General features: G+C 60.2%; 23 protein-coding genes. 10 read left to right on the forward strand and 13 right to left on the reverse strand.

All coding sequences use genetic code 11. The features are described from left to right. Positions 1-9: 9 nt before the first annotated feature. Positions 10-921 (reverse strand): transcriptional regulator, encoded by a 912-nt coding sequence (locus MEFOE_RS00490; RefSeq protein WP_067046761.1) that lies wholly within the window; start codon positions 919-921, stop codon positions 10-12. A gap of 52 nt (positions 922-973) precedes the next feature. Here MEFOE_RS00490 and MEFOE_RS00495 point away from each other — a divergent pair, with 52 nt between their 5' ends. Together MEFOE_RS00495 and MEFOE_RS00500 are read left to right on the forward strand one after the other, a co-directional pair. Then, complete coding sequence (locus MEFOE_RS00495; protein WP_067046765.1) at positions 974-2,197, forward strand: tRNA(Ile)(2)-agmatinylcytidine synthase; 1,224 nt, start codon at positions 974-976, stop codon at positions 2,195-2,197. A 120-nt stretch (positions 2,198-2,317) separates the two neighbouring features. After that, on the forward strand, positions 2,318-3,712 hold the full coding sequence (locus MEFOE_RS00500) for an MFS transporter (RefSeq protein WP_067046768.1): 1,395 nt from the start codon (positions 2,318-2,320) through the stop codon (positions 3,710-3,712). Between the two features lie 107 nt (positions 3,713-3,819). On the opposite strand, the gene MEFOE_RS00505 is transcribed toward MEFOE_RS00500, so the two are convergent. From MEFOE_RS00505 to MEFOE_RS00525, 5 genes are all read right to left on the reverse strand, one after another. Next, positions 3,820-5,631, reverse strand: a complete 1,812-nt coding sequence (locus tag MEFOE_RS00505; RefSeq protein ID WP_067046771.1) for an aldehyde ferredoxin oxidoreductase family protein — start codon at positions 5,629-5,631, stop codon at positions 3,820-3,822. Then, a complete protein-coding gene (locus MEFOE_RS00510) occupies positions 5,631-6,119 on the reverse strand; it encodes a 4Fe-4S dicluster domain-containing protein (RefSeq protein WP_067046774.1) in 489 nt (162 codons plus the stop codon). Before MEFOE_RS00510 ends, MEFOE_RS00505 begins: the two co-directional genes overlap by 1 nt. Before the next feature lie 127 nt (positions 6,120-6,246). Continuing rightward, a complete protein-coding gene (locus MEFOE_RS00515) occupies positions 6,247-7,011 on the reverse strand; it encodes a 2Fe-2S iron-sulfur cluster-binding protein (protein ID WP_067046777.1) in 765 nt (254 codons plus the stop codon). Beyond that, positions 7,004-8,875, reverse strand: a complete 1,872-nt coding sequence (locus MEFOE_RS00520; protein ID WP_067046782.1) for an NADH-ubiquinone oxidoreductase-F iron-sulfur binding region domain-containing protein — start codon at positions 8,873-8,875, stop codon at positions 7,004-7,006. The genes MEFOE_RS00515 and MEFOE_RS00520 overlap by 8 nt, the downstream gene beginning before the upstream one ends. Then, positions 8,859-9,344, reverse strand: a complete 486-nt coding sequence (locus MEFOE_RS00525) for an NADH-quinone oxidoreductase subunit NuoE family protein (RefSeq protein ID WP_067046785.1) — start codon at positions 9,342-9,344, stop codon at positions 8,859-8,861. Before MEFOE_RS00525 ends, MEFOE_RS00520 begins: the two co-directional genes overlap by 17 nt. A gap of 208 nt (positions 9,345-9,552) precedes the next feature. Here MEFOE_RS00525 and npdG (MEFOE_RS00530) point away from each other — a divergent pair, with 208 nt between their 5' ends. Further along, the gene (npdG, locus tag MEFOE_RS00530; protein ID WP_067046788.1) at positions 9,553-10,200 is read left to right on the forward strand and encodes an NADPH-dependent F420 reductase; all 648 of its coding nucleotides are present in this window, start codon (positions 9,553-9,555) and stop codon (positions 10,198-10,200) included. A gap of 315 nt (positions 10,201-10,515) precedes the next feature. Then, entirely contained in the window at positions 10,516-11,664 is a 1,149-nt protein-coding gene (locus MEFOE_RS00535; protein ID WP_067052799.1) for an iron-containing alcohol dehydrogenase, read from the forward strand. Between the two features lie 100 nt (positions 11,665-11,764). Here the strand turns inward: MEFOE_RS00535 and MEFOE_RS00540 are convergent, their stop codons facing one another. The 5 genes from MEFOE_RS00540 to nuoE all read right to left on the reverse strand — a co-directional run bounded on the left by MEFOE_RS00540 (position 11,765) and on the right by nuoE (position 17,389). Further along, entirely contained in the window at positions 11,765-13,573 is a 1,809-nt protein-coding gene (locus tag MEFOE_RS00540; RefSeq protein ID WP_067046791.1) for an aldehyde ferredoxin oxidoreductase family protein, read from the reverse strand. After that, entirely contained in the window at positions 13,574-14,062 is a 489-nt protein-coding gene (locus MEFOE_RS00545) for a 4Fe-4S dicluster domain-containing protein (protein ID WP_067046794.1), read from the reverse strand. A gap of 168 nt (positions 14,063-14,230) precedes the next feature. Continuing rightward, entirely contained in the window at positions 14,231-14,998 is a 768-nt protein-coding gene (locus tag MEFOE_RS00550) for a 2Fe-2S iron-sulfur cluster-binding protein (protein ID WP_067046797.1), read from the reverse strand. Between the two features lie 2 nt (positions 14,999-15,000). Then, entirely contained in the window at positions 15,001-16,875 is a 1,875-nt protein-coding gene (locus MEFOE_RS00555; RefSeq protein WP_067046800.1) for an NADH-ubiquinone oxidoreductase-F iron-sulfur binding region domain-containing protein, read from the reverse strand. Beyond that, the gene (nuoE, locus tag MEFOE_RS00560; RefSeq protein WP_268872598.1) at positions 16,856-17,389 is read right to left on the reverse strand and encodes an NADH-quinone oxidoreductase subunit NuoE; all 534 of its coding nucleotides are present in this window, start codon (positions 17,387-17,389) and stop codon (positions 16,856-16,858) included. The genes MEFOE_RS00555 and nuoE overlap by 20 nt, the downstream gene beginning before the upstream one ends. A 434-nt stretch (positions 17,390-17,823) precedes the next feature. Here nuoE and npdG (MEFOE_RS00565) point away from each other — a divergent pair, with 434 nt between their 5' ends. The 4 genes from npdG (MEFOE_RS00565) (at position 17,824) to pyrF (ending at position 21,962) form a co-directional block, all read left to right on the forward strand. Beyond that, the gene (npdG, locus tag MEFOE_RS00565) at positions 17,824-18,471 is read left to right on the forward strand and encodes an NADPH-dependent F420 reductase (RefSeq protein WP_067046803.1); all 648 of its coding nucleotides are present in this window, start codon (positions 17,824-17,826) and stop codon (positions 18,469-18,471) included. Between the two features lie 450 nt (positions 18,472-18,921). Next, positions 18,922-20,070, forward strand: coding sequence for an iron-containing alcohol dehydrogenase (locus MEFOE_RS00570; RefSeq protein WP_067052803.1), 1,149 nt, complete (start codon positions 18,922-18,924; stop codon positions 20,068-20,070). Between the two features lie 316 nt (positions 20,071-20,386). Continuing rightward, positions 20,387-21,334 carry a deoxyhypusine synthase gene (locus MEFOE_RS00575; protein ID WP_067046806.1) on the forward strand — a complete coding sequence of 316 codons (948 nt, stop codon included), beginning with the start codon at positions 20,387-20,389 and terminating at the stop codon, positions 21,332-21,334. Continuing rightward, the gene (gene pyrF, locus MEFOE_RS00580) at positions 21,327-21,962 is read left to right on the forward strand and encodes an orotidine-5'-phosphate decarboxylase (protein WP_067046809.1); all 636 of its coding nucleotides are present in this window, start codon (positions 21,327-21,329) and stop codon (positions 21,960-21,962) included. Before MEFOE_RS00575 ends, pyrF begins: the two co-directional genes overlap by 8 nt. 211 nt (positions 21,963-22,173) lie before the next feature. Here the strand turns inward: pyrF and MEFOE_RS00585 are convergent, their stop codons facing one another. Further along, entirely contained in the window at positions 22,174-23,799 is a 1,626-nt protein-coding gene (locus MEFOE_RS00585) for a hypothetical protein (RefSeq protein ID WP_067046812.1), read from the reverse strand. Positions 23,800-23,936: 137 nt separating this feature from the next. On the opposite strand from MEFOE_RS00585, the gene nrdD reads away from it, so the two are divergent. Together nrdD and MEFOE_RS00595 are read left to right on the forward strand one after the other, a co-directional pair. After that, on the forward strand, positions 23,937-24,299 hold the full coding sequence (gene nrdD / locus MEFOE_RS00590) for an anaerobic ribonucleoside-triphosphate reductase (protein WP_067046814.1): 363 nt from the start codon (positions 23,937-23,939) through the stop codon (positions 24,297-24,299). After that, complete coding sequence (locus MEFOE_RS00595) at positions 24,296-25,201, forward strand: adenosylcobinamide amidohydrolase (protein ID WP_067046817.1); 906 nt, start codon at positions 24,296-24,298, stop codon at positions 25,199-25,201. The genes nrdD and MEFOE_RS00595 overlap by 4 nt, the downstream gene beginning before the upstream one ends. A gap of 2 nt (positions 25,202-25,203) precedes the next feature. On the opposite strand, the gene MEFOE_RS00600 is transcribed toward MEFOE_RS00595, so the two are convergent. Beyond that, on the reverse strand, positions 25,204-25,395 hold the full coding sequence (locus MEFOE_RS00600; protein ID WP_067046820.1) for a DUF1858 domain-containing protein: 192 nt from the start codon (positions 25,393-25,395) through the stop codon (positions 25,204-25,206). Between the last annotated feature and the right edge of the window lie 63 nt (positions 25,396-25,458).

Here is a 25,458-nt window from a genome sequence, read left to right on the forward strand (position 1 = left end):
TATAATTTGTTACTGGTGGATCATCTCGATGAGGTCGGAACCGTCTTCAAGAGTGCGTAACTGCTCTTCTCCGATAACAAGGGTCCTACCGATCCTCTTTTTCTTCGTATAGTCTGAAATGACGCACATCGCATAGGCTCCGGCGACCTGGGATATGTTCCCGATGAGGGCAGCGCGCTTGACCGTCTTCTGGGCCGTGCCGAAACAGGTCAGGATCCGTTCTTCCTGGATGACGGCGAGCGCCTGGAAAGGGGCGCGGCGCATCTGGTGGATCTCGATGCCCATCCGCTCGAAATCAGCAGGGACCGATGCGGTCGCCGGGTCCCGGGCCTCCGGTGGAGCAGGGATATAGGAGAGAAGATCGATCGCCTCGACCACGGCCTCGTCGAAGAGTTCCTCAAGCTGGATCGCGACGTCCAGGGTCGTGGACATACCATCTTCGTACTTGCTGATCGTCCGGCGGGAGACGCCGAGGTGGCGGGCGAGGTCTCCGAGGGAGAGCTGGCTCCTCTCCCTGAGACCCTTGAGCATGTCCCCGTTGATGTTCACGTACAGCCCGCCGGGCTGGGCATAGATGAGGGGGGGCACGCTCTCCACCAGGAAGTCGTACAGGGTCGCCGGGCTGATCGCGTAGATGCCGTAGCGCACATAGACGGTGCCGCGTTCAAGGTCGGCGTCACGTGCTCTCTCACCGATAATGAGGGGAGAGGCGCCGAGGTGGCGGGCGATGGCGTCGAGATCACAGGAGATCTCCTCCGACACAGAATCGATGTGGGAGACAACTTTGATGACAAGAAGGACGCCCCTTTTTCCTGCAATAAGGTCGAAAGAGCGAGGGCGGAGGCTGCACCGCTCGGAGACCTCATAGCCTGCCGTCAGCATGACGCTGATGACCATATCGAGGAGACGTTCCTGTGACATAGGTACTCGTTAAAGGTGGATATAGTACGACATCCTAATAAATAATCGCTTCATGTTCATAGGGATTGACGACACCGACTCGCCTGCAGGCATGTGCACCACCTACCTGGGGGCGCGGCTGATCAGGGCCCTCGGTCAGGCCGGAATGAGAGTCTTCGAGACAAGGCTGGTCAGGCTCAACCCGAACGCACCCTTCAAGACGCGGGGAAACGCGGCGGTCTGCATTGAGGTCGAAGGCGACAGGGACGAGGCATTCTCCCTCGCGTCGGGGCTTGTCGAGGATCTCGCGGACTTCTCCTGCACAAACACCAACCCCGGTCTTGTCGTGGCAGAGCACCGCCCTGACCCGGCCTTCTACTGGAAAGCGGCGCAGGACTTCTGCACTATCGAGGAGGCGCGGGCCATCCTCGATAGGGAGGGGGCGCTGTACCGCGGCTGGAAAAACGGGCGGGGCCTCATCGGGGCGACCGCGGCGGTCGCAAGCGTCCTCCCAGACAGGACATGGGAACTCCTGGCGTACCGGCGCGCGGCGTCCTGGGGGACGCCGCGTGACGTCGAGAGGGCGTCGGTCTTTGCTGCCGAGGCGGCGACCTGGCCGCACACCTGGGATTCGGTGGACCGGACACAGGATGTCGTCGTCTGCGTCCCCCACACTCCTGACCCGGCCCTCTTCGGTATCCGCGGCGAGAGCCCGGAATGGGTGACGCGGGCGCGGGCCCTGATCCGGGCGGAAGAGACCGAAATCGAGCAGGTGTGGGTAACGAACCAGGGCACGGACGCCCACCTGGTCAACGGGAGGATCGGGTCCCTGCTGGAGGGGAGGTCATACCGCGTCCCCGGGAGAGTTGTGGAAAGGCCGGTGACCGGCGAAGGCGGGCATGTCATGCTCGTCATGGAAGAGGAGGACCGGCGTCTCACCTGCATGGCCTTTGAACCGACGAAGGGGTTCAGGGATATCGTGCGGGCACTTGTGCCCGGTGACACACTCCTCGTCTGCGGGAGTTACAAGAACGGGACCCTCAACCTTGAAAAAATTCACATCGACGCCCTTGCAGAGGACACGATGGTCAGGTCACCGATCTGCCCGGACTGCGGCACGCGGATGACATCTGCCGGAAAAGAAAAGGGATATAAGTGCCGGACCTGCGGGGCGAGATCACAGGAACCGGAGATCTCCACGAGACCGCGGGCCATACAGACGGGGTGGTTCGAGGTGCCGCCGACGGCGCGGAGGCACCTCTCCAGACCGCTCGTGCGGGGGGACGTGCAGGCATAGGGCGGCGCGGGGAAGCACTATGTGGTTTCAGGCCCCAGTATAAAGGGACTGTTGAACACTAAAACCCCGCAAAACATGTTATTTAACCATAAAAACAAGAATACACCCCCTTATCCATGGATGCTCCTCGCCCTCCTCTGTACCGCCGCCATGGTGGTCATGGCAGGCGAGGCAATGCTTATCGCCGCATTTCCGGTTATTGAAGCCGAATTCGGCGTATCTTCTGTCTTCACCGCCTGGATACTCCCGGCCATGATGATCGTCGGGGCGATGACAATCCCGGCCATCGGCGTCCTCGGCGACAGGTACGGAAAAAAGCGCCTCCTTATCATCTGCCTCTCGATCTATGCCGCAGGGGCAATCGGCGGCGGCTTTGCAGAGGACATGCTCTCTCTTCTCTGTTGCAGGGCCCTTCAGGGCGCCGGACTTGCAGTCGGCCCTATCGCCTGTGCTCTCATCGCAGAACAGGTCCCCGAACGTCTGGTCCCGTCCGCGATCGGGCTTGTCGCCGCGACAGACGGCGCCGGGACTTTTGCCGGTGTGCTCGCCGGCGCCTATATCGTCGAGCAGTACAGCTGGCAGACCTGCTACCACGGGATGGCACCGGTGGCCGTGCTCCTCGTCCTCGCGGCCGCGATTATTGTCAGACCTTCTCCTGTGAGAGGGGGGCGCGGCGTCGACCTTGCAGGCACGGCCCTCTTCTCTCTCGCCATCCTCGGCGGGATGATCGCCCTCTCCCTCTGGGACCCCTCCGGACTCCCCGGACCGACAGTGGCGGCACTCTTCGCTCTTGCTCTCGGCGCTCTCATCCTCTTCCTGCACAGGGAAGGGCAGGCCGACGACCCCATCTTCAATGCCGGATTCTTCCTTAAATCCCCGGTCAGAACCGTCTGCATCAACGACATGGTCGTGATGCTCCTCTTCTTCCTCCTCCTCCAGTCGATGCCCTACATCATAGAGAGTCCGGCAGGACTCGGCCTCACCGCCTTCTCAGTCGGCCTCATCATGGTCCCGGGGACAGTGGCCGACATGATCTCCGGTGTGGTTGCAGGCAAAATCGTGCAGAAAAAGGGTTTTCAGTTCGCGTTCGCCATCGGTGCCCTGGAGATCGCTATCGGGTGCGGCGCACTCATTGTCTTCCCCCTCTCGGTGCCTGTCCTGGTCCTGGTGTGGACAGCCATCTCTGCAGGGATGTCGGTCCTCCTGACTGTCGACAATATCGTCGTCGTCGCCGCCGCTCCGCGGGATACGTTGACGACGGCCTCGGCCCTCATCCACACCCTCCAGAGCGTCGGCGGCACCCTCGGCCCCCTGATAACCGGCATCGCCCTTGTCGGCCATAGTGGTGCACCCGCGGGGACAGCGTTCGCCACAATATTTGCCATAGGCGGAGCCATTGCGGTGCTTGTCCTCGTCCAGGCAGGCATTGTCCAGGGAACGGTCGTGGAATCACGGAATACTGAGAGAAGTACCCGGGAAAAGCCGGCGTTCTTCTCCTGTTCAGGCAGGGATTGAAGAGGATGCAGAAAAAGGCAACTGCCAGTCCACCTCATCAAAAAACCTGCAAGATATTCAGAGAGCTCCCATCAGGGGCGGTTCGCCGGTCCAAAAAAAGAAAAAGATCAGGAGGCCAGGTGGCTCAGCCCCAGTTCGGTGAGTTTCTCCTTTTTCGGTACGCCGTGTTTGTCCCAGCCGCGGATCTCATAGTACTTCGGGAGCATCTCGGGAAGCCTGCTGACCTGCCCCTTGGCCGGCCCGGTCGGGATCGGGTCGTTGAGGAGCCTCGGCGGCAGGGTGTCGTCCTTCTCCGAGTAGCCGTTTTTGATGTTGAACATCCTCTCCAGATTCCAGATCCTCTCCCCGATCTGCATCACCTTCTCGGTGGTGTAGTCGACGCCTGTCGCCGCCTTCAGTTCGGCCGCGATCTCGTCGGCGCCGATCGCAAAAGACGAGAACAGGCAGGTCCCCGAGGCGGAGAGGGCACCTGTGAGGTCCTGGAAGATCTTGAGGATCTCGGGCTTCCCTTCGATGACAGAGGGGTCCATCTTCATGGGCAGGCCGAGCACCTCGGGCGAGATGGTGTAGCCCCGTACATGGCAGCCGCCGCGGTTCGAGGTGGCGTACTCCAGGCCGATGCCCTGCACGGCACGCGGGTCGTAGGCAGGCATCTCCTGCTTCTTGACGGTCATCGAGAGTTCGGGATGACCGTACTTCGTGGCAAGCCTGAAAGAGCCCTCGGCAAGATCGTTCCCGAAGCCCTCCCTGTAGGCGGTTGCGCGAGTCAGGGCGACCATCGCATCGGCATTGCCAAACCGCAGGTCATAGCCGGTCTTCTTCTGGTCGACAGCCCCGATCTCGTAGAGTTCCATCGCACAGGCGACCGTCGAGCCCATCGAGATGGTGTCCAGCCCGAGTTCGTTACAGAGGAAGTTCGCCTTCAGCACAGCGTCCATGTCGAAGATCCCGCAGTCGGCGCCGAAGGCCCAGGCGGTCTCGTACTCGGGCCCCTCGCCGACCTCGTTGTACTTCCCCCTCGCCTTCGCGACCCGGCCGCAGCCGACGACGCAACTCCCGCAGCCCTTGCCGTGGAGGAGGTGCGCACCGGTGAGGGTCTCGCCCGAGATTTTGTCTGCCTCCTCCGTGTAGGCCTCCTGCCAGTTCCGCGTCGGGAAGGCCCCGGTCTGGTTGATGATGTTGACCAGAATGTTTGACCCGTAGGTCGGCAGACCCGCGGAGGTGACCGGATTTTCAGCGATCTTTTTGCGGGCCGCCCTGACAATTTTGAGATACTCATCTCTGTCGGCGACCTTGATCCCGCCTGTGCCGCGGATAGCGATCGCCTTCAGGTTCTTCGAGCCCATCACCGCACCGATGCCGGTCCGCCCGGCCGCACGGTGCTTGTCGTTCATGATGCAGCCGAACCGGACGAGTTTCTCGCCGGCCGGGCCGATACAGGCGACCTCGGCCTCGAGGTCGGTCGCGGCCCTGATGGCGTCGTCGGTCTCGTACACCGTCTTCCCCCAGAGGTGCGAGGCGTCGCGGATCTCGACATGACCGTTGTTGATCCAGAGGTACACCGGTTTTGCCGCCTTGCCCTCGAAGATGATCAGGTCGTATCCGGCATACTTTACCTCAGCCCCGAAATACCCGCCTGAGTTCGAGGAAGCGAGGGTGTCGTTCAGCGGTCCCTTGGCGACGACATCGTAGCGCCCTGTCGAGATGCCCATCGTGCCCGTCAGTGGTCCGGTCGCAAAGATAAGTTTGTTCGCGGGCGAGAGGGCGTCCACCTTCGGGTCGACCTCGTCCATGAAATACTTCTCGCCAAGGCCCCGGCCCCCGATGTAGTTCTCGGCGGCGTCCTTCTTCAGGGCCTCCTTCGTGACGGTGCCCTCGGTCAGGTTGACCCTGAGCACCGTGCCGATCCATCCGTGCATTATATCTCCACCTCCGCGATGCCCGCGGCGATCTTTGCCGAGAAGGCCTTCTTCCTCTGGACTGTCGCCGTGTCTGCGGGCAGGTATTCGATCGCGTTCGTCGGGCAGAACTCGGCGCACAGCGGTTTGCCGCCACACTGGTCACATTTCAAGGGCTGTTTCTCTGCCATGCTATAGGAGATGTTGCCGAAGGGGCAGGCCATCACGCACATCCGGCAGCCGATGCACTTCGCAGCATTGACGCCGACAAGCCCGGTCAGGGCGTCCTTCTCCAGGGCCCCGGTGGTACAGGCCGCCACGCAGGCGGGTTTGTCGCACTGCAGGCAGGCCATCGGCACGTTCACACCGGCCTCGAACCGGTGGACAGAGATCCGCGAGACCGCGGGTCTGAACTCGCCTTCGTGCCCGATCGAGCATGCGAGTTCGCACGTTCCGCAGCCGATACACCGCTCCGGGGTGATCAGCAGCAAGTTTTCAGTCTTTTCCATCTTCTTCCCCCCTTATGATCGGGATGTGTATGCAATTCTGGTTTAAGAATTTTCACGTCAGACATCCGCATTTTACAGGCGAATCGCCAGAAACCTGAAATATTGCGGAGATCGGGGCGACACCCCATCAGTCTTTCTCCTTCGTCCCGAGGCCTGTTCCGGCCCCCCTCGCCTCCGCGATCCGCCGGCACCGCGGGCAGAGTATTCTTCCTTCTTTCAGCTCGAACTCCGGCTTTCCTGCCGCAATCTGCTCCTTCGTCGCAAAGCGTTCCCCGCACATCTCGCAGGCGACGAGCTCGAAGGTCCGCCCCCAGATCGTGCGTGTGTCTTCCTTCTCTGTCACCAGGATCGCACCTGTGGGGCAGACCTCGGCACAGGCACCGCAGCCGGTGCAGTCCATAGAGGGTTCCCTGAAGGGGGTGTCCACCTCCTTCTCCCAGCCGCGGGAGACGAAGTCGATGCAGTCGGTGCCGAGCAGGGCGCAGGCCCGGACGCATCTGCCGCACCTGATGCAGAGGTCAACCTCCCCTTTCTGCACGAAACGCTCGTCGAGAGGTTCGACGCCGTACGTCTCCGCAAGTTTCTGGAGGACCGGGGACTTCGGGGAACGGGCGAGGAGGAGCTGGATGACGAAGCTTCTCGCCCTCCTCACGTCCTCGGTATCGGTGAGGATCTCGACCGGCCCCCTGATCGGGTACATGCACGATATGACGAGGCTCCTCCTCCCGCGGTCGACGACCTCGACCTGGCAGAGGCGGCAGTTGCCGTCAGCCGGCAGACCCTCATGGTAGCAGAGGGTCGGCACCTCGATCCCGAGGGCCTTCGCCGCTTCAAGGGCGGTCGTCCCCTCTTCGACCGCGGCCTTCCTGCCGTCTATCGTGACGTCAATCATGTTTCTCCCTCCTCACGACCTTGATCGCCCTGAAGCGGCAGGCGTCCAGACACGAACCACAGGTGATGCAGGTTCCCATATCGATGTGGTGGGTCTGTTTCTTCTCGCCTGTTGCCGCATTGACAGGGCAGACCTTTGCGCAGAGGGTGCAGCCCGTGCAGAACTCGGGGTCGATCTCCAGCGCATAAAGGCCGCTGCAGACCCCGGCACGGCAGAACCCCTCCGTCTCGTGCTCCTCGTACTCTTCGGGGAACCAGTGCATCGTCGAGATGACCGGGTTTGCCGCGGTCTTCCCGAGGCCGCAGAGCGCCGTGTCCCGCACATTCTCCGCGATCCCCTTCAGGAGTGCGGTGTCGCCGGCCCGTGCCGTCCCCGAGGTAAGGCCGTGGAGGAGAGTCTGCATCGCCTTCAGGCCCTCGCGGCAGGGCGTGCACTTGCCGCACGACTCCTCGACCAGGAAATCGATGAAGTACTGGGCGACATTCACCATGCAGGTGTGGTCGTCCATCACGATCATGCCGCCAGAACCCATCATCGACCCGGCCTTCACCAGTTCGTCGAAGTCCACCGGCAGGTCGAGTTTTTCTTCAGGGAGGCATCCCCCTGACGGCCCGCCTGTCTGCACGGCCTTGAAGGCGCGGTCATTCATGACGCCGCCGCCGATATCGAAGATCATCGTGCGCAGGGTCGTGCCCATCGGGACCTCGACAAGGCCAGAGTTCTTCACCTTGCCGACAAGGGAGAAGACCTTCGTGCCCGTGCTCTTCGGCGTGCCCATGCTCCTGTACCACTCGGCGCCGCGGAGGACGATCTCCGGCACATTCCCCCAGGTCTCAACATTGTTGAGGACGGTCGGGACGTCCCAGAGGCCCTTCTCTGTGGAGCGGATGTACTTCACCCGCGGCACGCCGGCACGCCCCTCGATTGAGGTCATCAGGGCCGTGGACTCACCGCAGACGAAGGCCCCCCCGCCCCGGAAGATCTCGATATCGAAGTTAAATCCACTGCCGAGAATGTCCTTGCCGAGGAGGCCGTACTCCCGCGCCTGCTCGATCGCCCGCGAGAGGTGCCTGACCGCGAGCGGATACTCATTCCTCACATAGATGACGCCGGCATCGCCTTCAATCGCATAGCCGCCGATGATCATCCCCTCGACGACGCTGTGCGGGTCGCCCTCCATGAGGCTCCTGTCCATGAAGGCGCCGGGGTCGCCTTCGTCGCCGTTCGCAACGACATATTTTTTCTCCGCCTCGACAACGGCCGCCGACTCCCACTTCACGCCGGTCGGAAAACCGCCGCCGCCCCGGCCGCGGAGGCCCGAGTCCTTCACGGCCTGCACGACATCGGCCGGCGCCATCGAGAGAGCCTTTGCAAGACCGGCATAGCCGCCGACCCTGATGTAGTCGTCGATCTCGAAGGGGTTGACGTGCCCCGTGTTCCGCAGGACGACCCGCTTCTGGTGAGCATAGAAGGGGATCTTCTCCGCGGTCTGGTAGCGGTTCTTCGTGACAGGATCGCGATACAGCAGGCGGTCCACGACCTCTCCCTTCTCGATCGTCCGATCAAATATTTCGGGGACGTCCTTCACCTTCACCTGCTGGTAGAAGACGTGTCCGGGCTGGACGACCACGAGAGGCCCTCTCTCGCAGAAACCGTGACAGCCGGTGGTATCGGCCATGAAGGTGACACCGAGTTTCAGGCCGCGTTTCTCCGCCTCATCTTCGAAGGCCTGGCGCACACCGGCGCTGCCGAAGGCAAGGCACCCGGTGCCCGCGCAGACCTGCACCCACCCGGCGGCGCTTCCCCCCTTCTGCGGAAGGGAGGCGCGGTAGGTCTCCAGTGCCTGGCTACTCGTCAGTCTCATCCTTCCGCTCCGTTTCGATCATGCCGGGTACCTCGGCCGGCCCGAGTTTCCCGTACACCTTCTCGTTCACCATGACGACCGGCGCCATCGCGCAGGCACCGACGCAGTTGACGGTCTGGATGGTAAAGAGGCCGTCGGCGGTGGTCTCACAGTTCTTGATGCCAAGCGCCCCCTCGACGGCCTTCACGACGCCGGGCGCACCCCTCAGGTGACATGCCGTCCCGGTGCAGACCTTGATGACTTTCTTCCCCTGCGGGACAAGGCTCAGGGCCTTATAGAATGTGGCGACACTGAAGACCTGGCTTTCAGGGACGCCGAGATAGTCGGCGACCGTTTTCATCGATTCGATGGACAGGTACCGCTCATGCGCCTGGATATCCTGCAGCGCCGCGAGCAGATACCTGGCCTCCCTCGGATAGACCCCGACGATCTTCTGCACTGATGCTAAATGCTCCTCGGTTTCTGCCATATCAACCCCCCGTGACAGGGGGTGAACAGAGTTCCAGAGACAAAAAAGTTTCGAGAGACGGGGACGGGAGATCCTGCCGGCACGACTGTCGAAAAATAATGAGATATCTCATTTATCCCGATGAACACACGCACGGGTAAATTCTGACGGTCATTGAAAATATCTCCTGCACAAAATATTAAAAGTTCGGAGAGGATATGCACCGACCATGAACGTAGGAATCATTGGTGGCACCGGTGGCATAGGGCAGGGGATGGCGCTGCGCCTTTCGCAGAATCACACCGTCTATATCGGGTCCAGGCTTGAGGAGAAGGCGCAGGCGGCCTGTGAAATGTGCAGTTACGCACTCAAAGTGCTCGGCCTCCCCTTCGACCTCGTCCCGACGACAAACCAGGGGGCGGTTGACCTGGCTGAGGTCGTCGTCTTCTCGATCCCGACCGAGAACCTTGAAAAGACCATCGAATCGGTCAAGGGACTTGAGGGGAAGGTCATCATCAGCCTGATGAACCCGATGGTCAAGACCGACTTCTTCAAGTACAACCCGCCGGCCGAGGGTTCGGCCGCCCAGCAGCTCCAGAAACTTCTGCCGCAGTCGAAGGTGGTCGCCGCCTTCAACAACATCCCGGCCGGCAAGTGGCAGAAACTCTCCGAACCCCTCGACTACACGGTCTGCGTCTGTTCCGATCATGCCGACGCCAAGGCGGTGGTCATAGAACTCGTCAATTCGATCTCGAAGTTGAAGGCACTGGACGCGGGGCCCCTCGCCGTATCCCCGTACATCGAGGCGATCACACCCCTCGTCATCAACATTGCACGCTTCAGCAAGATGCGAGATGTCGGCGTCTATTTCAGGTAAAGGCATTCATCAACCCTTTTTTTCAGACAGGCCATCGACCCAGGAAAAGCCAGAGAATCGGGCGCCGGTTCCTCCAGACAGCACGAACTACCCACAGATTCAGGGGCACCCCACAGAATTAAACCACGAAAACAGGCCAAATTAAAAAAAATAGTCACAATATTCCAATAACCGATCATACGGAGATTTATGCCCATAACATAATGGGAAATTCTGCAAAATTACCCGCCAACCAACAAAATGATATATTTGTGGAGACATTTGGTCACCAATCGCAGGGCACCCCGCGGGGTGCCTGTGAGGGGGGAAAAAGAGATGACATCCACCTATCTGAACCCGCCGGTCGCCCTCATGGGTGCCGGAGCGGTAAAAGATATCGGAACCTGGGCAAAGATGCTTGGGGCAAAGAAGGCATTCATTGTCTGCGGGATCGGGAAACACGGCAAAGAACTCGCAGAGGAGGTAGGCGCCCTTCTCAAGGGGGCAGGCGTCAATTTCGTGATCTATCCGGGCGCCGAGCCGAACCCGACCGACAACGCCGTCCACAAGGGCGCCGAGATGTACAAGAAAGAGGGCTGTGACATGATCGTCGCCACCGGCGGCGGGTCCCCGATAGACTGCGCCAAGGGCATCGGGATCATCGTCACCAACGGCGGAGAGATATACGACTACGAAGGCGGCGGAAAGGTCCCCAAAGCCCTGCCGCCCTTCATCGCCATCAACACCACCGCGGGCACCGCCTCGGAGATGACCAACTTCGCTGTCATCACCGACACCCGCCGGCACATCAAGATGGCCCTCGTCGACTGGAAGATGACCCCGAAGGTCGCGATCAACGACCCCGAACTGATGGTCAGCATGCCGCCCGCACTCACCGCCGCCACCGGCATGGACGCCCTCACCCACGCGGTCGAGGCCTATGTCTCCACCATCGCCACGCCGACGACGGACGCAGCCGCCATTGCCGCGATCCAGCTCATCGGCAAGTATCTCAGGCCGGCCGTCGCAAACGGCGACGATATCCATGCCCGCGACATGATGGCACACGCCGAATACCTCGCAGGCATCGCCTTCAACAATGCCAGCCTCGGCTACGTCCACTCGATGGCGCACCAGCTCGGCGGCTTCTACAACCTGCCGCACGGCGTCTGCAACGCCATCCTCCTGCCGCACGTCGAGAAGTTCAACCTCATCGCAGCACCCGACCGCTTCGTCGACATCGCCAAGGCGCTCGGCGAGAACGTCGAGGGGCTCTCCACCATCGAGGCAGCAAACAAGGCCATCGACGCCATACGGACGCTCTCCGCGGACATCGGCATCCCGGCAGGCGTGAAGCAACTCGGCGCACAGGAGAAGGACATCCCGACCCTGGCCGAGAACGCGATGAAGGACATCTGCAACCTGACCAACCCACGGAAAGCGACCAAAGAAGACGTCATGGCGATTTATAAAGAGGCGATGTGAGACGAGGCACACCCTGAGGCCGGGAGAGGACGGGAGGAATTGCACCATCCCGGGCGGAAAAATACGGACGAGAAAAAGTTTCGCAGATAAAAAAAAGAGTTCAGGCCAGGTCGGCCAGGCCGAGCTCTTCCAGTTTTTCCTTTTTCGGGATGCCGTCTGCGTCCCAGCCGCGGATCTCGTAGTAGTGCGGCAACATCTCGCCAAGGTGGTTGACACCGCCCTTTGCCGGCCCTGCCGGGATCGGGTCGTTGAGGAGCCTCGGGGGGAGGTTGTCGTCCTTCCCGGAGTAGCCGTTCTTCACGATGAACATCCGCTCCAGGTTGTAGATCCGCTCGCCGATATCCATGATCTTCCCGGGCGTGTAGTCGATGCCTGTCGCCGCCTTCAGTTCTGCGGCGATCTCGTCGGCGCCGATCGCAAAGGATGCAAAGAGACAGGTGCCTGAGGCGGAGAGGGCACCGGTGAGGTCCTGGAAGACCTTCAGGATCTCGGGCTTGCCCTCGATGACCGAGGGGTCCATCTTCATCGGGAGGCCGAGGATCTCGGGTGATATGGTGTAGCCCCGCACATGGCAGCCGCCGCGGTTCGAGGTGGCGTATTCCAGGCCGATGCCCTGAATCGCACGCGGGTCGTAGGCTGGCATCTCCTGCTTCTTGACGGTCATCGAGAGTTCGGGGTGACCGTACTTCGTGGCCAGCCTGAATGAGCCCGCGGCGAGTTCGTCGCCGAAGCCCTCACGATAGGCGGTAGCGCGGGTCAGCTCGACCATCGCATCGGCGTTGCCGAATTTGAGGTCGTAGCCGGCCTTTGCCGGGTCCAGGGCACCGATGTCGACGAGTTCCATCGCACAGGCGATCGTCGAGCCCATCGTAATGGTGTCCAGCCCAAGTTCGTTGCAGAGGAAGTTCGCCTTCAGCACGGCGTCCATATCGTCGATGCCGCAGTCGGATCCGAAACACCAGGCTGATTCGTATTCAGGTCCTTCGCCGATCTCCTTGTATTTGCCCCGGGCCCGGGCAACACGTCCGCACCCGATGACACAGGCCGAACAACCCTTGTTGTGGAGGAGATGGTTCTTGGTGAGGGTCTCGCCGGAGATCCTGTCGGCATTGGGATCATAGGCCTCGCGCCAGTTCCGGGTCGGGAGCGCCCCGGACTCGTTGATGATATTGACCAGGATGTTCGAACCGTAGGTCGGCAGGCCCGCGGATGTGACCGGGTTGTCGTTGATCTTCTTCCGTGCAGCACGCACCGCCGTAAGGAAGCCTTCTTTGTCGGCGACCTTGATCCCGCCTGTGCCGCGGACGGCGATCGCCTTCAGGTTCTTCGAGCCCATCACCGCACCGATGCCGGTCCGCCCGGCCGCACGGTGCTTGTCGTTCATGATACAGGAGTAGAGGACGAGTTTCTCGCCTGCCGGGCCGATACAGGCGACCTCCGCGTCGGGGTCGGTTTCGGCCTTCACGGCGTCGTCAGTCTCGTAGACAGTCTTCCCCCAGAGGTGCGAGGCGTCGCGGAGTTCGACGCGGTCGTTGTTGATCCAGAGATAGACCGGTTTTTCGGCCTTCCCCTCGAAGATGATCAGGTCGTATCCGGCATATTTGATCTGCGGGCCAAAATAGCCGCCCGAGTTCGAGGAGGCGAGGGTGTCGTTCAGCGGTCCCTTGGCGACGACATCGTAGCGCCCTGTCGAGATGCCCATCGTGCCTGTCAGGGGTCCGGTCGCAAAGATCAGTTTGTTCGCGGGCGAGAGGGCGTCCACCTTCGGGTCGACCTCGTCCATGAAGTACTTTTCGCCAAGGCCCCGGCCACCGATGTAGTTCTCGGCGGCGTCCTTCTTCAGGGCCTCCTTTTTGATGGTGCCCTCGGCCAGGTTGACCCTGAGCACTCTTCCAATCCAGCCGTACATTTACACCTTCACCTCTGAGATGCCCGCGGCGATCTTCGCCGAGAAAGCCTTCTTCCTCTGGACCGTCGCCGTGTCGGCAGGCAGGTACTCGATCGCCTTTGCCGGGCAGAACTCGGCGCACATCGGCGTGCCGCCACACTGGTCGCACTTCAGCGGCTGCCTGGCCGTGGCGCTGTACGTGATGTTGCCGAAGGGACAGGCCATCACGCACATCCGGCAGCCGATGCACTTCGCAGCATTGACGCCGACGAGCCCGGTCTTCGTGTCCTTCTGGAGGGCGGCAGTCTTGCAGGCGGCGACACAGGCAGGTTTGTCGCACTGCAGGCAGGTCATGGGGATGGTCACGCCGGCTTCAAATCGGAGGACGGATATTCGGGAGGATGAAGGGCGGAACTCCCCTTCATGCCCAAAAGAACAGGCCAGTTCACAGGTCCCGCAACTGATGCACCTCTCCGGGGTGATCAGGAGCAGGTTCTCATTTGTTTCCATTCTTGTACACTCCTTCGATTGACCATATAATTATATGATACTTAAACATTCCGACATTAAAAACATGTTTTTGAGAGGTATTTTCAATTTTTAATGATAAATAGTGTTGATTGTGTTAATCGGGTATGCTCGGATTACCCGAATAGGTGAGGGAGTTTCATTAACCCCTCACTGGCCATCGCCATGCGCTCCCGCCGTGCCGGCAATTGCCTGTGCCTCAACACGGCGCCGACACGCGGGGCAGAGAAGTCTTGCGTCCACCGACTCCACCTCTGGTTTTGCCGCCGCAATCTGCTCCTTCGTTGCAAAACGCGCCCCGCAGATCTCGCAGGCGACGAGATCGAAGGTCCGCCCCCAGATCGTGCGTGTGCCCCCCTCCTCTGTCACCAGGACCGCACCCGTCGGGCAGACCTCAGCACAGGCACCACAGCCGATACAGGTCTTCGAAGGTTCTCCGAAAGGTGGCTTTACCTCTTTCTCCCAGCCGCGGGAGACAAAGTCGATGCACTCGTTACCAAGTTCGGCACAGGCGCGGACGCAGCGGCCGCACCTGATGCAGAGGTCGACCTCTCCTTTCTGCACGAAACGTTCGTCAGGAAGTTCGACGCCGTACTCCTTCGCAAGTTTCTGCATGGTCGGAGACCGGGGTGAGCGGGCAAGGAGGAGGCGGATGACGAATTTCCTTGCCTTCCTGACCGATGGCGTGTCGGTGAGAATTTCGACCGGCCCTCTGATCGGGTACATGCACGAAATGGCAAGGCTCTTCCTCCCCCTGTCAATGATCTCGACCTGACAGAGGCGGCAGTTGCCGTCGGGCGGCAGACCCGGATGGTAACAGAGAGTCGGGATCTCGATCCCGAGGGACTTCGCCGCCTCAAGGGCGGTCGTCCCCATCTCAACCTCGATTTTCTGCCCGTCGATCGTCACTTCAACCATGATTACTCACTCCTCCGCACAACCTTGATCGCCTTGAAACGACACACGTCCAGGCACGAACCACAGGTGACACAGGCCTTTTTGTCGATGACATGAGGCCGTTTCTTCTCGCCTGAGGCTGCCCCGACAGGGCAGACCTTCTCGCAGAGGGTGCAGCCGGTGCAGACCTCAGGGTCGATCTCCAGCGCATAAAGGCCGCTGCAGACCCCGGCACGGCAGAACCCTTCTGTCTCGTGCTCTTCGTACTCTTCGGGGAACCAGTGCATCGTCGAGATGACCGGGTTTGCCGCGGTCTTCCCGAGGCCGCAGAGCGCCGTGTCCCGCACATTCTCCGCGATCTCCTTCAGAAGAGCGACATCTCCGGGTTTTGCCCTCCCCGAGGTAAGGCCGTGAAGGAGAGTCTGCATCTCTTTGAGGCCCTCGCGGCAGGGCGTGCACTTGCCGCACGACTCCTCGACCAGAAAGTCGATGAAGTACTGGGCGACATTCACCATGCAGGTGTGGTCGTCCATCACGATCATGCCGCCAGAACCCATCATCGAGCCTGCAGCTTTGAGCTGGTCAAAGTCCACAGGACGGTCGAGTTCGCTTACCGGCAGACAACCGCCCGATGGGCCGCCTGTCTGCACTGCCTTGAACTCTCGGTCGTTCATGACGCCGCCGCCGATGTCGAAGATCATGGTGCGCAGGGTCGTGCCCATCGGGACCTCGACAAGGCCGCTGTTCTTCACCTTGCCGACAAGGGAGAAGACCTTCGTGCCCGTGCTCTTCGGCGTGCCCATGCTCTTGAACCACCCGGCACCGTTGACGATGATCTGCGGGATATTCGCCCATGTCTCGACATTGTTGAGGACTGCGGGGAGGTCCCAGAGGCCCTTCTCTGTGGAGCGGATGTACTTCACCCGCGGCACGCCGGCACGCCCCTCGATCGAGGTCATCAGGGCCGTGGATTCACCGCAGACGAAGGCCCCCCCGCCCCGTACGATCTCGATCTCGAAGTCAAAACTGCTGCCGAAAATGTCTTTTCCGAGGAGACCGGCTTCGTGTGCCTGCTCAATGGCAAGGCGCAGGTGGTCGACGGCGATGGGGTACTCGTTCCTCACATAGATGATGCCCCGTGTGGCGCCGATCGCATAACCGCCAATGGCAAGGCCTTCGAGCATCGTGTGGGGGTCGCCCTCCATGACTGCACGGTCCATGAAGGCGCCGGGATCACCCTCGTCGCCATTCACGACGACGAACTTCTGCGGAGCGTCGACGACGGCCGCCGACTCCCACTTCACCCCCGTGGGGAAACCGCCGCCGCCGCGGCCGCGGAGGCCCGAGTCCTTCACGGCCTGCACGACATCGGCCGGGGCCATCGACAGTGCCTTTGCAAGCCCGGCATAGGCACCGGCCATGATCGCGTCGTCGAGGGAGAGCGGATTGGTCCGCCCGAGATTTTTGAGGACGACATGTCTCTGGTGAGAGTAGAACGGAATGCCGCCGGGCGAAACGACGGTCTGCTTCCTTGCGGGGTCGCGGTACAGGAGTTTCTGGACGAGTTCACCGCTCAGTACAGTTTTTTCCAGGATCTCGGGGACGTCCTTCTCCCGGACATGCTGGTAGAAGATCTCGTCGCCATCTTTTTTCAGCCTCAGGATGACCAGCGGCCCGCGTTCGCAGAAGCCCTGGCATCCGGTCGCCTCGGCCTTCAGGTCCACATCCACCATCAGCCCCTTCTCCTCTGCACAGGCGAGGAAGGTGCGGTAGACGTTCATGCTCCCGTTCGCAAGGCAACCCGGCCCTGCGCAGACCCAGACATGAGGGATGTCAGGTTCCCCGGCGACGAGGTGGACACGATGATCGTCAAGGTCTTTAATCGTTGTGAAGTGCATCTTTCCTCTCCTCCTCAAGGATTTCCGGGATCTGGGAGAGGGTCACCTTCCCATAGACCCGGTCGTTGATCATGATGACCGGCGCCATCGCACACGCGCCAAGGCAGTTCACGGTCTGGATGGTAAAGATCCCGTCAGGGGTTGTCTCACCGTTCTTGATACCAAGCGCCTTTTCCAGTGCCCCGACAAGGCCGGGAGCCCCACGCAGATGGCACGCGGTCCCGTTGCAGACCTTGACGACCTTCTTCCCCTGGGGAACGAGGCTCAGGGCCTTGTAGAATGTGGCGACGCTGAAGACACGGCTTTCAGGGACACTGAGATGTTCAGCAACCGACCGCATCGATTCGACCGAGATATAACTGTAGTGAGCCTGAATATCCTGCAACGCCGCAAGCAGATGCCTGGGTTCCCGGGGGTAGGCCCCGACGATCTGCTGCACCGCCGGTATATGTTCCTGTGTCTCTGTCGTTTCAAACCCTCCGTGTATCAGTATGAAATGGGTATAATTACTCAAAAAATGCCCAAGTATTTAGGCCTGTTGATTTAACCCCATATTCCAGCATTTTTCATGATTAAACAGTAAGAATGAAATATTACATTTATTTAATAAATAAAAAAATTAAAACAACGAACAGATGTTTTTCGCCGAGACCTCCAAGGAGGGACCACACAAACACCCCCGGAAGGGGGAGCGCAGCGGATTCAAGCCCAATATAGGCGCAATTCCAGAGACATGGCCTGACAGAGAGGGTCAGGCGAGCGGGGACCAGGAGTACGGAGATATAAGTAATTCGGATTGAATCGCAGAGATATTTCACTCCCGATTGCCGATAAAAGACCCGATTCGATTTAAAATGAATCCTTCACAATTTTTACGATATATTTAGCCATATTGGAAAAATTGCTGATAGAAAATATTAATTACAAACGATAGGATACGCACCGACCATGAAAGTAGGAATCATCGGTGGTACCGGTGGCATCGGACAGGGCATGGCATTGCGGCTCTCCCAGAACCATACGGTCTATATCGGGTCCAGGCTTGAGGAGAAGGCGCAGGCGGCCTGCGAGATGTGCAGTTACGCACTCAAAGTTCTCGGTCTCCCCTTCGATCTCGTCCCGACCACGAACCAGGGCGTCGTCGACCAGGCCGATGTCGTCGTGTTCTCGATCCCGGCAGAGAACCTGGAGAGGACGATCGAGTCCCTCCAGGGCCTCGAGGGCAAGACGATCATCAGCCTGATGAACCCGATGGTCAAGACCGACTTCTTCAAGTACAACCCTCCAGCAGAGGGTTCGGCCGCCCAGCAGCTCCAGAAACTTCTGCCGCAGTCAAAGGTGGTCGCCGCCTTCAACAACATCCCGGCCGGCAAGTGGCAGAAACTCTCCGAACCCCTCGACTACACGGTCTGTGTCTGTTCCGACCATGCCGATGCCAAGGCGGTGGTCATGGAACTCGTCAACTCGATCTCCGAGTTGAAGGCACTGGATGCCGGGCCCCTCGCCGTCTCCCCGTACGTCGAGGCGATCACACCTCTCGTCATCAACATCGCACGCTTCAGTAAAAAGCGGGATGTTGGCGTCTACTTCAAATAATCCTCTCTTTTTTGTCGCTCTCTCTCGCACAGCAAAAAAGGATCTTTTTTCCGGCAGAAAAATGCCACCAGCATACCGGATCCTCCCCACCAGTCCCGGGAGGCGCTGGACAGGGAGAGGGGGAGCGCAGGACATCACTCACACACCCACCATAATTCTGACATTTTCATGCCGAAATGGGGCATCGATAATGATTTATCATGGGAAATGCGGCAGCACACGAGATATTTTCATGAACATCCATTATGATTTAAATCTGGCATATCTGGCACAACATCAATAATCAGACCCCATTATACAATTCTATTGAAAAATCAAGGATTAATAATTATAAATAAACAATATAAAAGCGTATAGACCTGGAATTAAATCTTCCCCCTTTATATCAACCAAACATAAGGGTTCATGCATAGGGCACTCCTGAAGGAGGGCCCCCATGGAGTGGTAAATATGGTTTACACATATCTGAACCCGGCAGTCGCCCTCATGGGCGCTGGAGCAGTGAAAGAGATCGGTACCTGGGCAAAGATGCTCAACGCCAAGAAGGCTCTGATCGTTTCAGGGAAAGGTCGCCACGGCAAGGCACTCGCCGAGGACATCGGCGCCTACCTCAAGGAAGCCGGCGTCGACTTCGCCATCTTCGCAGGCGCCGAGCCAAACCCGACCGACATCTCGGTCCACGAGGGCGCCGCAGTCTACAAGAAGGAAGCCTGTGACATGATCGTCGCTGTCGGCGGGGGATCCCCGATGGACTGCGCCAAGGGCATCGGCATCGTCGCCACCAACGGCGGAGAGATCTACGACTACGAAGGCGCCGGAAAGGTTCCCAAAGCCCTGCCGCCCTTCATCACCGTCAACACCACCGCGGGTACCGCCTCTGAGATGACCAACTTCGCCGTCATCACCGACACCCGCCGGCACGTCAAGATGGCCCTCGTCGACTGGAAGACGACCGCCAATGTCGCGATCAACGACCCCGAACTGATGAAAAGCATGCCGCCCGCACTCACCGCCGCCACCGGCATGGACGCCCTCACCCACGCGGTCGAGGCCTATGTCTCTACCATCGCAACACCGACCACAGATGCCGCAGCCCTGATGGCTATCCAGCTCATCAGTAAGTGGCTCCGCCCGGCCGTCGCAAACGGCGACGACATGGTCGCCCGCGACATGATGGCCCATGCCGAGTACCTCGCAGGCATCGCCTTCAACAACGCAAGCCTCGGTTATGTCCACGCAATGGCCCACCAGCTCGGCGGCTTCTACAACCTGCCGCATGGTGTCTGCAACGCCGTTCTCCTGCCGCACGTCGAGAAGTTCAACCTCATTGCAGCACCCGACCGCTTCGTCGACATCGCCAAGGCACTCGGTGAGAACGTCGAAGGACTCTCCACCATTGAGGCAGCAAACAAGGCCATTGACGCCATCAAGACACTTTCGGTCGACGTCGGGATCCCGGCAGGGGTGAAGGAACTCGGCGCACAGGAGAAGGACATCCCGACCCTGGCAGACAATGCCATGAAGGACATCTGCGGCCTGACCAACCCGCGTCGGGCCACAAAAGACGAGATCATCGCGATCTACCGGTCTGCGATGTAAGGCACGCACGCCTCACCACCACCATCTTCAGTTCGTACCTGAGAGGCACCAGCATGGACACCAGGGGCCGGCACGGACCCGGCCCTGTACAGGAAGGACATACATCATAGGGGGAAAGGGGCTTCACCTCCCCGGACTCCCCATATAGATACTGCACAATGCGGGACGTCGCCGCCCGACACCGCAGAAACGTGGGGGATCGGAAATATAACCCCATATTTTTTTGAATCCACCTCACAGCCTCTTTTCATGACATTGTCCCGGGTCAAAACTGTTAATGGATTGCAGGACAAGATCATAAGGAATCTGGTGTCCTATGGAATGCAACTGGGATGAATGCGGCGATCCTGTCAGACAGGTCAGGCTTTCGGCAGGGATGACAGCAAACGAACTTGTCCGCGCAATCGGCGGAGCAGGAGCCTATAACGGCGGAGCACTCGCAAAAGCGGTCGACATATACGAAAAAATGCTCCGCGACGAGAAGGCGACAAAGTACTTCGGGCTCGCCGGGGCGATGGTCCCTGCCGGCATGGGCGGGATCGTCAGCGAGCTCATCGAGAAAGGGCACATCGACATCCTCGTTTCGACCGGGGCAAACCTCACCCACGATACCATCGAAGCGATCGGTTGCCACCACTACCACGGCACCTCGACCTGCGATGACATCAAACTGAGAGAAGAGGAGATCAACCGCATCTATGACATCTTCCTCCCTGACGAGGCCTTCATACGATTCGAGGAGTTCATGCAGGACTGCCTCTCCAATATCCCCGATAAATCGGTGATCACCATCTCGGGCCTTCTCCGCCACATCGGCGAGCACCTCGACCACGGCATCCTCGCAACCGCGGCAAAGAACGACGTCCCCGTCTTCTGCCCCGCGGTCCAGGACTCGATGCTCGGCATGCAGTTCTGGTTCTACAACCAGAGCCACCACATCGTCGTCGACACCTTCGGCGACATGCACGACATCATCGACCGCTGCTATGCAGCAGAACACGCCGGCGCGTTCCTTGTCGGCGGCGGCGTCCCGAAGAACTTCATCTTCCAGAACAAGATGATCACCCCCTCGGGCTTCGACTACGCGATCCAGCTCACCGGCGACCGCCCGGACCTCGGCGGCCTCTCCGGCGCCACACTCTCCGAAGCGCAGTCCTGGGGCAAGATCAACGAAGACGCGGCCGCAATCACCGTCTATGGCGATGCGACGATCAACCTCCCCCTCATCGCCGCGGCGGTCCTGGAGAGGCTGGAACATGACTGACCTCGTCCTCTCCCTCGACGTCACCAACCGGGCATCTGCGCTCACCATCGCAGCGGCCTGCGCAAGGGAAGTCGATGCGATCAAGATCGGTTACCCCCTCGTCCTCGCGGCCGGCCTCGGGATCGCCCGCGACCTCGCGGGCCTCGGGCTGCCCCTCATCGCTGACTTCAAGGTCGCAGACATCCCGAATACCAACACCCTCATCTGCGACCAGATCTTCGCTGCCGGTTTCTCCGCGGTGATCGCCCAGGGCTTTCCGGGCCCGGACTCTGTCGCCGCCTGTGTCGACACCGCCCATGCCCACGACGGGGAGTGCTATGTCGTCGCCGAGATGAGCCACCCCGGCGCGCTCACTTTCTTCTCCGAGGGCGTGCCCGAGCATCTCTGCGAGGTCGTCGCACAGACCGGCGCCGACGGCATCATCGCCCCGGCGACCCGCCCCGAAAGGGTGAAGGCCCTCCGCGCCCTCATCGGAAAAAAGAAGATCCTCTCCCCGGGCATCGGGGCGCAGGGCGGCGACCCCGCGGAGGTCGCACCCCTCGTCGACGGCATGATCGTCGGCCGGGCCATCTACGGGGCGGCAGACCCGGCGGCGGCCGCCCGGACCTACGCACCCTACCGCCGATGATGAGAACGACCGTTCCGAGCCGGACCATCCGGCGCTGACGAACCCTATGAGTCCTCTGAGGCGGCAGGCAGGGCCCGGCCCTGCCTGACCACCATTACTTTTGCCATCAATTCGTACCACCCGGGCAGAACACTTCTCCCGCTCCCGGCGCCCGGCGACGGCCGGGTGTGCGAAAAATGTCAAAAAAGAATAGTATTTTTTGAGGAAATGGTCAGCCCAGTCTCCAGATGGGAGAACCACCCTTGCCGAGGTTTGCCTGAAGATATCCAGACGCAGGGTCAGAGGCGATCGGGATCTCATAGACGAGATAGCCGATGGTACGGTCTTTCCTTTTGAGAGTCACATCAGAGTAAACAGAACCGACACACTCGATATATGCTTCAGGCTGTTTCGGGACATACTTGTCGCCACCGAGAAGGAGAGTAAAACCTGATGCTTTCGGCGTCCTGAATGTCTGGCTCCCCTTTCCACCGTATCCAAGGTGGTTGATCTCCACGAGCACACAGAGGAACTCCTTCCCGTACGGCGGCAGGTGCTCGGTCACTGTATCACCCATCTCTGTGGTGTACCGGTCCATCTGCGTGACCGGGCCGACCTTCACCGAGATCGTGTTCCCCTCGGAAGCGTCCTTGAACTTGTACCGGCCCAGGGGAGCGAGGGCATCAGGGTATAGAGACTGCGCGGCGATCACCTGGACTCCGAGCGCCGGGGCAGATAGGGAAAGTTTTTCCAGGGCACTGCCGATCCTGGCCTGGCCCTGGACAAGGCACTCATTCCCGCGGGCAAACGCGTCGGCATCACTGAAGGTCGCACCGTACCAGAGGAGAGACCCCGCCTCCTGATACGTCCCGAGCCCGGCACCGTATTCACTGAAGGCAGGGGCACATCCAGAAGGGACGGTGCAGGACCGAAGATCCTTTTCCCGCGTCCGGGCAATGCCAATAAGTTCATCAGAGAACCGGGCAACGGCAGCATAGTCGTTCCTGTCTGCTGCGCGGGATATCTCATCTATCTTCACGTTCATTGTGTTCGTGCCGTCGGCAACCTCGGCCTTCAGGACATCCAGAGGGATGGCCCGTGTCGATCCACCATTCCCGGCCTTCACAGGCCCCCGTGCCGCAGATCCCGGCGGTTCATAGCCGGCAATCGACACACCCTTCGCGATCTCCACACCTGACCAGTCAATATTCCGGATATAGGCGGTATCATTACCTGAGATAGCCAGGGAAGAATCGGCCGCATTCAGGACAAATTTGAGGGAGGTGGCCTTCCCGTCAACTTTCCTGAAGACGACGGTGACAAAGCCGAGTCTGTCCTTTATCTCCCCCGAATAGAGAGCCCGGACAATCGCCGTCGCGTCCTTCTCGTACCACCAGAGAGTATTCTGGAGGCGGTCGCCTTCGGCCGGGCAGACTACCACGACCTTCACACCCATCGGACGCCCCAGATAGCCGGTATCGGCAAGGTCAGGGTCGGTGATGAGGGGAAAGGCCGTAACATCGGTCACGCCTGTATTATTCCCGGCAGACGCAAGAGAACCCGAGATCTCGTCCACGGCCTCCCGGGCCTGTGCGGCATACAGGGAGAGGGGATCCATCTCTTCAACGGCCGCGGCCAGCACAGGGGCAGGTTCCTCGTTTCCTGAAGCCGGCCCCAGCAGGGATGGCAGGCCAGGGACGCCCGATCCGTTCTCCTCATGAAAAAATACGGCGGCAGAGGCCGTGACACCACACCCCAGGAGAAGAAGGAGGACGGCGAGCAGGAAGTATCGTGTACAACTCCTGCCACCCCCATTCTCCCCTGAAAAATGGGAGACAAGGGAATTTACTGAATGCATCGGTATAAGGTAACAGGATTAGGTTATAATATCTTACGATTCGGGATAAGGGAAGTAAGACGGGTCTTTTCATGGGTTCCCGCCGGCAACCGGCCGAAAGAAGTACCCTTTAATAATTTCAGCAGGAAGGATTAAGCATGCAATGGAGCGACGAGCAACTGGCGCTGGCAAAAAAATACAGGAAGTTATCTGACATCCCGGTCGAAGAGCGCAGGTACAAGTGCCACACCTGCAACCATGTGGTCGGAACCGATCCCTGCCCGGTCTGCGGCGAGACCCAGCTTGAGATCATGTGCCCCCTCGACCACACCCACTGTGCTCACGAGATCGTCTCGGGGATCGAGTACTGCCCGCTGTGCGGTGCCCCGGTCTGCCCGGAATGCGGCTCCCATGACGTCACCCAGATCAGCCGGGTCACCGGATACCTTCAGGACGTCTCCGGCTGGAATGCCGGAAAACAGCAGGAACTCAAAGACAGAGTCAGGTACACCGTTGCATGAGATATTACCACACCCGTGACACCCTCTTTGTGCGGGGGTTCTTCCGGGCGGCGAGCACCGGGATCGGCGGCGGGGTCAGGGGAGTGTCGACGATCTTCAATCACACGGTCCCGGAAAATTTCGACCATGCCGATCCCCCGCGCTATCTTCAGGAGATCGCGGCCTCGGCCGGGATCGGCGGCGACTTTTTCGGCCTCCTGACCGCTGTCCCGATGCAGTACCTCTGTGTCCTGCAGTACGACTTTATCACGGCTTTCGTCACGGCGGGCGTCACGAACCCGAACCCCGACCCTGACCCCGGGCACCCCCACACGATCAATATCATCGTCACCTCGCGGGAGGGCCTCACCGACGGCGCCCTCCTGGAGACGATCATCACCGCCACGGAGGCAAAGGCGCAGGCGCTCAGGGTGATGGGGTACGACTTCACCGGCACGACCACCGATGCGGTGGCAGTTGCCTGCGAGGGGGAGGTGGCCCACACCTATGCAGGCACCTTTACCGGGATCGGCAGGCGGGTCTATGCCGCCGTTCTCCAGGGAGTCCAGGAGGCGCTTGCCCGCCAGCAGGGGAAGGTCACACGGGATAAACCATCATTTTTCATTTTTTCCCGGTACGGGGGGGACCACTGGGTCGAGTGGCGGCCTGAAGGGTGTCCCTATTATCCCTGTCACTTCCCGGGTCAGGCCTGCGACTTCTGTTACTGCCCGTTCTACCCCTGCGGGGACATGGACCTCGGCGATGAGGTCGAAAGTTCGTCATGCGGGACTGTCTGGAGTTGCAGCCGCTGCACCCTCCTCCACGAGCCCGCGGTCGCGGCGTACCTGCGGCGGAACCCCGAGGCTTCGCTCGGAGAACTGAAAAAATACCGGACTTCCCTCAGAGGGAAGCCGGAAAAATAATTTTACTCCTGGATGCCGAGCGCGGCAACGAGTTCTTCGAGCGGGATGCCATGAGCGTCCGCGGCCTGCCGGATACTCTCGCCTCTGCCGATGGCACAGCCAAGGCACCCCATGCCGAAACGCATCAGGACTTCCGCAGCTTCGGGCTTTGCCTGGAGGAGTTCCAGGATCGTACTGTCAGCGGTGATCGCCATACCCAGAGGTTGGTCGCTCCAGTACTTAAAAGTGCAACAGGAAGCCAGTATCAACTTTCACCC

It is taken from the genome of Methanofollis ethanolicus (assembly GCF_001571385.1).
Taxonomy (GTDB): Archaea; Halobacteriota; Methanomicrobia; order Methanomicrobiales; family Methanofollaceae; genus Methanofollis; species Methanofollis ethanolicus.